General features: G+C 41.7%; 2 protein-coding genes and 1 pseudogene. All 3 read left to right on the top strand.

Going from position 1 to position 1488, the window contains the following annotated elements; all coding sequences use genetic code 11:
• Nucleotides 1-289, top strand: a 289-nt coding sequence (locus Q7P05_RS01405) for a glycerol dehydratase reactivase beta/small subunit family protein (RefSeq protein ID WP_303930149.1), incomplete at its 5' end; no start/stop codon positions are given.
• 11 nt (nt 290-300) lie between these two features.
• On the top strand, nt 301-831 hold the full coding sequence (locus Q7P05_RS01400) for a diol dehydratase small subunit (protein WP_288581193.1): 531 nt from the start codon (nt 301-303) through the stop codon (nt 829-831).
• Between the two features lie 18 nt (nt 832-849).
• A pseudogene (locus Q7P05_RS01395) lies at nt 850-1488 on the top strand (diol dehydratase reactivase subunit alpha); the annotation flags it as partial.

Below are 1488 nucleotides of genomic sequence, written 5' to 3'. Positions count from 1 at the left end.
TATCGGCATTCAATCTAAAGGTACAACCTTGATTCACCAACGGGACTTACAACCACTTTCAAATTTGGAATTATTCCCTCAAGCACCGCTATTAACAGCTGAAACATACCGCGCTATCGGTAAAAATGCTGCTAAATACGCTAAGGGCGAATCCCCAACACCAGTACCAACATTGAACGATCAAATGGCTCGTCCAAAATACCAAGCATTGTCCGCGTTACTTCACATCAAGGAAACTAAGCATGTAGTAAAAGGTAAGCCAGCTGATGAAGTTCGTGTCACTGTATAAGGAGGTTTACTATGGCTAACGAATTAGAAGCCTTAATTCGGCAGATCGTATCTGAAATAGAAGGGGCGAAAGGCAGTACAACACAGTATTCAACGCCTCATACACCATCTACAACTAACACAGTAGATAGAGTAGTTACAATCGAAGATTATCCGATTGCTAAAAAACATCCTGAATGGATTGATCTTGGTCAAGGCCGTGACTTGAGCCATATTACGATGGATAACGTAATGGCAGGTCACATCACAATGGATGATTTGAAAATTTCTCCATCCATTTTGAAAGCCCAAGGTCAAATTGCTAAGGCTGGGGGCCGTGATCAAATTGAACTCAACTTCTCCCGCGCCGCAGAAATGACGAAAGTTAGCGATAAACGCTTACTTGAAATGTATAATGCACTTCGTCCATATCGTTCTTCTAAACAAGAACTCTTGGATATTGCTAGCGAACTTGATGGTCTAGGTGCTCCAATTTGTGCAAACTTTGTACGAGAAGCTGCAGAAAACTACGAACGCCGTAAAAAACTGAAAGGTGATAATTAACCTATAGGAGATGTCATTATGAAACGAATTGTTGGCATCGATATCGGAAACTCTACAACAGAAGCGGCCTTGGCCGAAATTCATAGCAATGGAGAGGTAAAGTTCTTATCTTCTGCTATTGCTAGCACCACTGGTATTAAAGGAACGCGCGAAAATATCGTAGGCCTCATGGATGCCCTCAAGTCGCTAATCAAGTCTGCTAATCTTACACTACGAGACATTGACTTAATTCGCATTAATGAGGCTACACCAGTTATCGGTGATGTAGCTATGGAGACCATTACGGAAACCATTATTACGGAATCTACCATGATAGGTCACAATCCTAAAACACCAGGTGGTTTAGGACTTGGTGTAGGCTATACAGTTCCTATTGAACAACTCATCGACAAGCCACAAGATAAGCCATACATCGTGGTAGCTCCTAAAATTATCGATTTTGAATTGGTAGCACAGCTTATCAATGCGTACTGTCAACGCGGTTATGATATTCGCGCTGCTATTCTTCAAGCCGATGATGGAGTACTCGTCAATAATCGATTAGATCATAAAATTCCTATCGTAGACGAGGTTGCGTATATCGATAAAATCCCAATGGGTATGCTTTCTGCTGTAGAGGTTGTAGAACCGGGGCAAGTGGTATCACAATTATCTAAT

Origin of the sequence: Veillonella dispar (assembly GCF_937975875.1) — a bacterium.
GTDB classification, from domain to species: Bacteria; Bacillota; Negativicutes; order Veillonellales; family Veillonellaceae; genus Veillonella; species Veillonella dispar_B.
The sequence above is the reverse complement of the archived record's forward strand: the minus strand, read 5'-3'. Positions and strand labels throughout refer to the sequence as shown.